At 66.4% G+C, this 1,123-nt stretch carries 1 protein-coding gene; it reads left to right on the top strand.

What is annotated here, in order from left to right:
- Window positions 1-1,123 (top strand): hypothetical protein (locus V1L65_RS28610; RefSeq protein WP_331702760.1); only part of this gene is annotated, 1,123 nt, incomplete at both ends.

Raw genomic sequence — 1,123 nt, 5'->3', positions numbered from 1 at the left:
GACGGGTGCTACTGGAGCCGACGGAGCGACGGGTGCGACTGGAGCTGACGGAGCTACTGGCGCTACAGGTGCCGATGGAGCGACGGGTGCTACTGGAGCCGACGGAGCGACGGGTGCTGATGGCGCTACTGGTGCTACAGGTGCCGATGGAGCGACGGGTGCCGATGGAGCTACTGGTGCTACGGGTGCCGACGGAGCTACTGGCGCTACAGGTGCCGACGGAGCGACAGGTGCTACTGGAGCTGACGGAGCGACGGGTGCTGATGGAGCTACGGGTGCTACGGGTGCCGACGGAGCTACTGGCGCTACAGGTGCCGACGGAGCGACTGGCGCTACAGGTGCCGACGGAGCGACAGGTGCTACTGGAGCTGACGGAGCGACGGGTGCTACTGGAGCTGACGGAGCGACGGGGGCTGATGGCGCTACTGGTGCTACTGGAGCTACTGGTGCTGATGGCGCTACTGGTGCTACAGGTGCCGATGGAGCGACTGGCGCTACGGGGGCCGACGGAGCTACTGGCGCTACGGGTGCCGATGGAGCTACTGGTGCTACGGGTGCCGACGGAGCTACTGGTGCTACGGGTGCCGACGGAGCTACTGGCGCTACGGGTGCCGATGGAGCTACTGGTGCTACGGGTGCCGACGGAGCTACTGGCGCGACGGGTGCCGATGGAGCTACTGGTGCTACGGGTGCCGATGGAGCTACTGGTGCGACGGGTGCTGATGGCGCTACTGGTGCTACAGGTGCCGACGGAGCTACTGGCGCTACAGGTGCCGACGGAGCTACTGGCGCTACAGGTGCCGATGGAGCTACTGGCGCTACAGGTGCCGATGGAGCGACGGGTGCGACTGGAGCTGACGGAGCGACGGGTGCTACTGGAGCTGACGGAGCGACGGGTGCTGATGGCGCTACTGGCGCGACGGGTGCTGATGGAGCTACGGGTGCGACTGGAGCTGACGGAGCTACTGGCGCTACAGGTGCCGACGGAGCTACTGGTGCTACTGGAGCTGACGGAGCTACGGGTGCTGATGGCGCTACTGGTGCTACAGGTGCCGACGGAGCTACAGGTGCGACTGGAGCTGACGGAGCGACGGGTGCTGACGGAGCTACTGGCGCAACAGGG

This window comes from Paenibacillus sp. IITD108 (assembly GCF_036541265.1).
GTDB lineage: Bacteria > Bacillota > Bacilli > Paenibacillales > Paenibacillaceae > Pristimantibacillus.
The sequence above is the reverse complement of the archived record's forward strand: the minus strand, read 5'-3'. Positions and strand labels throughout refer to the sequence as shown.